Here is a 7,709-nt window from a genome sequence, read left to right as displayed (position 1 = left end):
TGTGGTTGAGGGTGGTGAGGATGGTCTGGCGGGTGTGGGTGCGTTCGGTTTCGGTGGGGGTGAGGGCCAGTAGTGCTTCGATCAAGGGCTGAACCTGCCACGGGCGGGTGTTGGGGAGGGTGGTGAGGATGGTCTGGCGGGTGTGGGGGCGTTCGGTTTTGGTGGGGGTGAGGGTCAGTAGTGCTTCGATCAAGGGGTTAACCTCCCGCGGGCGGGTGTTGGGGAGGGTGGTGAGGATGGTCTGGCGGGTGTGGGGGCGTTCGGTTTCGGTGGGGGTGAGGGCCAGTAGTGCCTCGACCAAGCGTTTAACGTCCCGCGGGTCGGTGGTGTGGTTGAGGGTGGTGAGGATGGTCTGGCGGGCTTGGGTGCGTTCGGTTTCGGTGGGGGTGAGAGCCAGCAGCGCCCCGACCAGGGGCTGAACCTGCCACAGGTCGGTGGTGTTGGTGAGGGTGGGGAGGGTGGTGAGGATGGTCTGGCGGGCTTGGGGGCGTTCGGTTTCGGTGGGGGTGAGGGCCAGCAGTGCCTTGACCAATTCCTGAACCTGCCACGGTTTGGTGGTTTTGGGGAGGGTGGTGAGGATGGTGTGGCGGATGTGGGTGCGTTCGGTTTCGGTGGGGGTGAGGGCTAGTAGTGCCTCGACCAAGTGCTGAACCTGCCACGGTTTGGTGGTTTTGGGGAGGGTGGTGAGGATGGCGTGGCGGGCTTGGGTGCGTTCGGTTTTGGTGGGGTTGAGGGCCAGCAGTGCCTCGACCAAGCGTTTAACCTGCCACGGGTCGGTTTTGGGGAGGGTGGTGAGGATGGTCTGGGCGACAGAGCGGTTGGAGGACGTCCAGTGGGCGGTAGCGGTGATGAGCTGGGGATGCCGGGGCGCCCAGCTTTCTCTCAGGCCGTGGATGCGGGCCCGGAGCGGCTTGCTCCAGTCCGCGGGGTCGGTCTGCGCTGCAACCTCAAGGAGGAGTTCCTCAAGGCGGCTGTTGACGATCTCTTGGGCCGGGGTGGGGTGCTGCGAGTGGTGGCACCAGAGGCGCTCGACGACCTTGCTGCGGCTTGGGTGGGCGGCGAGGGCCATGGGGAGAGCAACCTGCCAATCCGGGTCGAACCAGACGTGCGGGAGCAGCGCTTTTGCGGCTTCCTTGGGGGTGAGGGTGGCGATGTGCTCGGCCACCACATACTCCCACAGGGTGCGGTGCAGGAACCGACGCTCGACCCGCTTGCGGTCGAAACAGCTGGAGCGGGGATACTCCTGCTTGGGCGCAACATGGTCGAGCGCCCGGGGAACGTTTCCCGGGTCGTCCGTCGTGATTCTCTCGGGCCAGGCGCCCAACCCGGCGGGGGTGAGCGCGTCCTTGACCCCGTCCCAGGCCCACCGTCGCAGGATTGCCCGGCACTCGGCGCGGTCGGCGGGTTCTTCCGTCGTCGCCCAGCGCCCGTCCAGCAGCCGATCGATGATCGCGTCGTAGAGCTCCCGGAGACGCTGCGGTAGCTCTTGGTGCGGCTGCTGCTCTGTCGACATGCAGTAGAAGGTGAGCAGCAGGGGGCTGGTCGCGGTGGCGCGGAGTTCCCGTCGGCGATCCAACTGCGTGATGAGGTGCTGGGCTGTCGACGGTTCCTCGCTGAACCAAGCCGTGACGTAGGCGTGGACATCGTCGGGATAGCGCAGCTCCGTGAGGGTTCCGGCCCTCGTGCCCTGTTTGCTGCGTAGGTCCGTGACGGCGCTGCGCCACGCCTCCGGCCGTGACGTCATCACCAGCCTGCGGCCCGGGACCTCAGCCAACGAGTTGAGCAGCGTCCTGGCGGTGTTGACCGAGACACCTTCGTCCAGGGAGTCCGCCACGACCAACACCCGGGTTCCCGGTTGCACAGCCAGCTTCCGAATCCTTTCCTCGGAATCATGCGGAAGCGCCGCTTCGATCAGCCCCTCGAAGCCGACTCCGCCCTGCGCCGCCCACGCCGCCACCGTGGTGAACAAGGGGAGCTCAATCGACGCGGGATCCACCCGCGGATCCCGAAGCTGCCCCAGCGCCTCCTCGGCCGCCTCCCGCACGAGTCGCCGAGCAAGCCACGTTTTGCCGGCGCCGGGGCCGCCCAGCACCGTCAGCAGCCACACCCCGTCCAAAGCCTCCGCAGGAGACATGCGCCTCCGCTCGTCCTCGATCTCCAGCGTTCGTTCCAGCTGGGAAGGTCTCCGCCCGCACAGCCAGGGCGACTGATCCCACAGCGGGATCTGCCCCTCCAGATACTTGATGAGCTCACGCCTGCCCGCCACACCCAACAGGTCGTCGCGTAGCTGGTCGATCCGGTCACCCAGATCGCGCCGGACATCCCGGATGGCCGCCAGAAGCACGCCGCCCTCGGCTTTGAGCTCTGGGCACAGGGCCCCGTAGGTGGCATGCACAGCACGCTCGGCGACCTCGTGCTCATCCTCCGTGCCCCAATACTCGTCCCTCCGGCGGACGGCCTCAAGCACAGCCCCCGCCGCTTTTCCCGGGTCGAAGTCTGCTCGGACGATCAGGTCGTGCTGACAACCAGCCAGCTGAACGCACTCGACCGCCCACGCCAGGCCGCGATCGGTCACCTCCTCGTCAATGTGTTCGCTCTTCGCCCACTGGGTGATGGCCGCCCGGACCCGGTCCCGAAGCTGCCGCTCCCCCGACGCCCGATCCCGCGCCTCCTGAAGGAGGCTCACCAGCTTATTGGCGGCTGTGACCCCAACCGGCCCGAGAGATCCGCTCAGCGCGCTGACCGCGACGGCGGCCAACGCTTCCACCAGCCTGGACCGCGATGTCAGTACCGCCATGGGCCTCACCCTCCGTTGAGCGCTCCCGCAAAACACTAGCAGCGCGTTACCCGCCACCACCATGGACCAGTCGCCTCTGGGACGCGGGGACGTGAAGAATCGCCCGAGCCACCGAGGAAACCCAGAAACAGGTCAGCTTGGGCAGCAACGTTCAGGCGACCCCGAGGCGCTCGGCGAGGGCCGCCTCCAGGCTGGCGCGGGCGTCGACCATGGCCGGGCCGTACCAGAACAACGACCTTCCCGGGAGCAGGATCGACGGGGCGAGCACGTCGGGGCCATCGGCGGCGGTGAAGGGGTAGGGCTCGTCCGGCAGCAGAAACAGGTCGGGGTGAGCGGCCAGGGGGACCGTGTGCCCGACGCTCGGATAGCGCTGCTCGCAGACCACGTTGACCAGCCCAAGCCGACGCAGGACATCGTCGGGGTAAGTGCAGGCACCCACCCAGATCCAGGGGTCGCGCCACACCGCGACGGCCACCCTCCCACGCAGGTTCGGTGGCGCCGCCCAGACGTCGCGGGCCGCGTCGAGCCACCCGACGTGCGGGAGGGAGAACACCTCAGCGAACAGGCGGCCGAGGCTGGTCAAAGCATCGTCCACCCCATCGATTCGGGTGACCCACACGGGAATGCCCGCGGCGCGGAGCCGCTCGACGTCGTGGCGGCGGTTCTCCTCCTGGTTGGCCACCACAAGATCCGGGGCGAGGGAGCAGATGAGGCTCCGGTCCGGGTTCTTCGTGCCCCGCACCCGGACGACGTCGAGATCTGCAGGCTGAGTGCACCACGAGGTGGCCCCGACGAGCACGCCCGGCACCGTCGTCGCGAGGGCTTCGGTGAGCGACGGCACCAGGGAGACCACCCGTCGCGGCGGATGGCTGAGCGGGACCTGCGCGCCCAAGTCGTCGAGCATGGGGACATTGTCCCGCAGCCCCGGCCGGGAGCGGCGAGGCCCCCAGCCTGGAGACAACCAGCGGAGACGGCCAGGCGCACGCGCCGGGAGAGAAACACGCCGGAGCCGGGCGGGCCGAAAGCACCCGGCAACCCCGAAGGGGCTACTCTGGGCGAGTTCCGCTACGTGTCGAACATCGTGCGGGCCAAACGCCGCAAAGACGGCGACCCGGAGGGGCGCGGCGTCGCGTCGCCCGACCGCCGGGCCGCGACACCGCGAACCGGTAGGCTGAGCGGCATGTCCCTACCGATTCAGCCAGGCATGCGCCCCAGCGACGAAGAGCGTGCCTACGTCGAATACCTGCTACAGGAGGCCTACTCCTCGGGGAGGATCACCCTGGAGGAGTTCAAACTCCGGCAGGAACGGGCACTGACCACCACCAACAGCCACGACTTCATCGACCTGCTGCACGACCTGCCGGAAGGCGCAGCCGTGGTGGCGGCGCTGGGCGGGCATCCCCCGTCGCCAGGAGCACGCCCCACCGCCGTCGGCGGCGGACTGCGGAGCCTGGCCGTGTTCAGCGAGAAGCAACTCAACGTGCCGCCGGGCGAGCATCGCGTCGATGCGCTGAGCCTGATCAGCGAACACGACGTCGACCTGGCCTCCGCGCTCGGGCCCGGTCAAACGGTGGAGATCCGTGTCCTGAGCCTGTTCGCGGAGACGACGATCTACGTCCCGCCCGGGGTGCAGATCGTCAACCAGATCACCTCGGTGGTCGGCGAGGTGAAAATCGCGAGAAAAGCGCGAGGCAATGGCGAAAACGGCACCCTGCTGCTCAACGGGTTCTGCCTGTTCGGCGAAGTCAGGGTCAAACTATCCAAACGGCACCCCAGGCCCGCCACGAGGAACCCATGGCCGCGCATCCCCCCTTCGCCGAACTCGCCAGCCTTCCCGCGGTAACCAACCTCCCCGTACTAGCCCACCTCGGCCCGCTCGCCCCCGGCCGCTGGGTGATCTGCGCGCCACCCGGCACCGGAAAAACGACGGCGGTGCCGCCCGCCATCGCACAGCTCGTCCCCGGGCGGGTGGTGGTCACCGAGCCCCGGCGCATCGCCGCCCGGGCCGCGGCCCGTCGCCTGGCCGCGCTCACCGGCACCCAGGCGGGCGACTACGCCGGCCACACCGTGCGCGGCGACTCCACCGCCACCGCCACCACCCGCGTCGAGTTCGTCACCACGGGCGTGCTGCTGCGCCGCCTGCTGCGCGACCCCGAGCTGGCGGGCGTCGACGCGGTCATCCTCGACGAAGTGCACGAGCGCCACCTGGAAAGCGACCTCACGCTCGCGATGCTCGCCGAACTCGCCGAGGTGCGCGAAGACCTCACCATCGTCGCCATGAGCGCCACCCTCGACGAGCAACGCTGGGCCGAGCTGCTCGGCGGCGCGCGCATCATCCGCGTGCCCGACCAGCTGCACCCGCTCACCATCGAATGGGCCCCGGCCGGCAGACCCGCCACCGACGGGTCGCGCGTCACCGACGCCTTCCTCAGCCACGTCATCGACACCACCCGCGACGCCTACCACCGCCACCCCGGCTCCGCGCTCGTCTTCCTGCCCGGCCGACGCGAGGTGGAGCACGTTACGGAGGCGCTCGTCGCCGCCGGGCTGCCCGCCAGCGCGCTGCACGGCGGCCTCGACGCCCGCGCCCAAGACCGTGCCCTCGCAGAAGGGGCGCGCCGCATCGTCGTAGCCACCTCGGTGGCCGAGTCGTCGCTGACCGTGCCGGGCGTGCGGATCGTCGTCGACTCCGGGCTGAGCCGCGAACCGCGCTACGACCAGGCCCGCGGCGTGTCCGGGCTGGTGACGCTGCGCGAATCCAAGGCGGCCGCGACGCAGCGCGCGGGCCGGGCCGCCCGCGTCGCGCCCGGCGTGGCGGTGCGCTGCCTGGCCGCCGACGACTGGCCCGGCATGGCGAACGAGGCCACCCCGGAGGCGGCGGTCGCCGACCTCACCGACGCGCTCCTCGCCCTCGCCTGCTGGGGCAACCCCCGCGGCGAAGGCCTGCGGCTGCCCAGCCCCCTGCCGGAGCCCAGCGTCCGCCGCGCCGAAGCCGAGCTGCGCAGCCTAGGGCTGCTCGACAGCACCGGGCGCAGCACCGCGCTGGGGCGACGGGTGGCGCGGCTGCCGCTCAGCCCACGCCTTGGTGTCGCGCTGCTGGCGGGTGCCCGACGCTTCGGGGCCCAGGCCGCGGGGGAGGTGGTCGCCCTACTCGCGGAGGACCCGGCCGGCGACCTCCACGCGGCGCTCGCCGCCCGCCGGGGCGAGCGGTCCTGGCGGGCGGAGGCGGGCAGGCTCGCCCGCCTGGCCGGCGGGGACAGCGCGGGTGGGCCAGCCGACCGCGCAGCGGTGGCGTTCATCGTCGGTTCCGCGCGGCCCGGCTGGCTGGCCAGGGCGCGCGGCAGCGAATACCTGACGGCTTCCGGCACGGGCGTCCAGCTGCCGCGAGGCTCGCGGCTGGGCGGCGACTGGTTGGCGGTGTGGGACACACAGCGGGTGGGGGAACGAACGTACGTGCGTGCCGGCGTCGAGATCGACGAGGCGATGGCGCTCGACGTGCTGCCGCCCAGCGAGCGCGTCGAGGTGAGCCTCACCGACCGGGTGCGGGCCCGTCGGGTGCGGTCCTTGGGAGCCATCGAGCTGGGGGCGACGCCGGTGGCTCCCACGCAGGACGCGGGCGAGGCCACGGTGCGGGAGGCGTTGGCGCTGCGCGGCCTCGGGGTGTTGAGCTGGGCCGGCGCGGCGGAGGCGCTGCGCCGCAGGCTGGGCCTGCTGCATCGGGTGCTGGGGCAGGACTGGCCGGACGTTTCCGACGACGCCCTGCTCGCCCGCATCGACGAATGGTTTGGCCCGGAGCTTGCGGAGTTGGCGACGGGGAGGCCGCTCGCCGATGTCGATGTGCGGCAGGCCGTTGCGCGGCTGGTGCCGTGGCAGGAGACGCGCCGGTTCGACGAGCTCGCGCCCGAGCGGGTTCGGGTGCCTTCCGGCTCGCTGATCCGGCTCGACTATCCCGCCGACGGCACCGACGTCGTGCTCGCCGTGAAGCTGCAGGAGTGCTTCGGATTGAGCGTCACTCCCACGATTTGCGACGGTCGGGTGCCGCTGCTGATGCACCTGCTATCCCCGGCGGGCAGGCCGCTGGCGGTGACGCGCGACCTCGCGAGCTTCTGGGCCAACGCGTACGCGCAGGTGCGCGCCGAGAACCGGGGCCGCTACGCCAAGCATCCGTGGCCGCAGGATCCGCTCTCCGCGCCCGCCATGCGTGGCACCAAACGCTCCGGCCGGTGAGACGTCGACCGCTGAGGCTGCTCGCCCGGGGCAGAGGGCGTCTGAATAGTCGACCGGGCGGTGGGGCGGGCGGGCCCGGCGGCTAGGAAGGCAGGGCTGTCGAACAGGGAGCAACAATTGAGGAGTCGGCGGCGGTGGTGTACCAGGGGGTGTTATTGGTCATCGGTGCCGAAGTGTTTGCGTAGTTCTGCGGCTAGTTCGAGCATGAGTTGCTCCATTTGGGCGTTCACGTCTCCTTCCCAGGGCCCGATCGGAGTGAACTCGATGATGCAATCCTGCGCTACCATCAAACAGGTATCTAACCCCAAATTGCTTGTTGGGCTGCAGTAGGCTTTACCGACCGCTTTCGGATTCACGAAGTCTTCGACCTTCAATGGGTAGCTGTCGTGGAAGTAGTCCACGCTGACGTGGATGATTCGGCGGCGTTGGTAGTAGGGGGTGTCATCGTCTTTGTGGACGTAAATCCAGAAAGCTCCGATGCTGACGGTGCGGGGAGGTTCTCTCCCTGCGCGGACGACGTTGGTGAGGTCTGGGATCGGCCAGTCGTCTTGGATGTGGGCTGGGAAGATGCGGGGGATGATCGCTGGTGGTGGCTGCCCGGCCCAGCGTTTGTCGTCTTGCCAGCCGGGCTTAGTCGGGTCGATCATCCAGGGATCGAGTGTCAGGGTGGGGCTGGGAATATCGA

At 69.8% G+C, this 7,709-nt stretch carries 5 protein-coding genes; 2 read left to right on the top strand and 3 right to left on the bottom strand.

Annotated elements, in window-relative coordinates; translation table 11 throughout:
* Both EII42_RS11885 and EII42_RS11880 read right to left on the bottom strand, forming a co-directional pair.
* Positions 1-2,797: NACHT domain-containing NTPase (locus tag EII42_RS11885; protein WP_158676502.1), on the bottom strand; the 2,797-nt coding region annotated here is incomplete at its 3' end.
* Positions 2,798-2,948: 151 nt separating this feature from the next.
* Positions 2,949-3,701 carry a helical backbone metal receptor gene (locus tag EII42_RS11880; protein ID WP_125172359.1) on the bottom strand — a complete coding sequence of 251 codons (753 nt, stop codon included), beginning with the start codon at positions 3,699-3,701 and terminating at the stop codon, positions 2,949-2,951.
* On the opposite strand from EII42_RS11880, the gene EII42_RS11875 reads away from it, so the two are divergent.
* Complete coding sequence (locus EII42_RS11875; protein ID WP_125172358.1) at positions 3,663-4,640, top strand: DUF1707 domain-containing protein; 978 nt, start codon at positions 3,663-3,665, stop codon at positions 4,638-4,640. The genes EII42_RS11880 and EII42_RS11875 overlap by 39 nt on opposite strands.
* Entirely contained in the window at positions 4,592-7,024 is a 2,433-nt protein-coding gene (gene hrpB / locus EII42_RS11870) for an ATP-dependent helicase HrpB (protein WP_125172357.1), read from the top strand. Before EII42_RS11875 ends, hrpB begins: the two co-directional genes overlap by 49 nt.
* Positions 7,025-7,176: 152 nt before the next feature.
* Here the strand turns inward: hrpB and EII42_RS11865 are convergent.
* Positions 7,177-7,709, bottom strand: a 533-nt coding sequence (locus tag EII42_RS11865; RefSeq protein ID WP_233558389.1) for a hypothetical protein, incomplete at its 5' end; no start/stop codon positions are given.

The sequence above is a fragment of the Tessaracoccus sp. OH4464_COT-324 genome, assembly GCF_003932855.1.
Classification (GTDB): Bacteria; Actinomycetota; Actinomycetes; order Propionibacteriales; family Propionibacteriaceae; genus Arachnia.
This window is presented reverse-complemented; position numbering and strand designations above follow the sequence as displayed.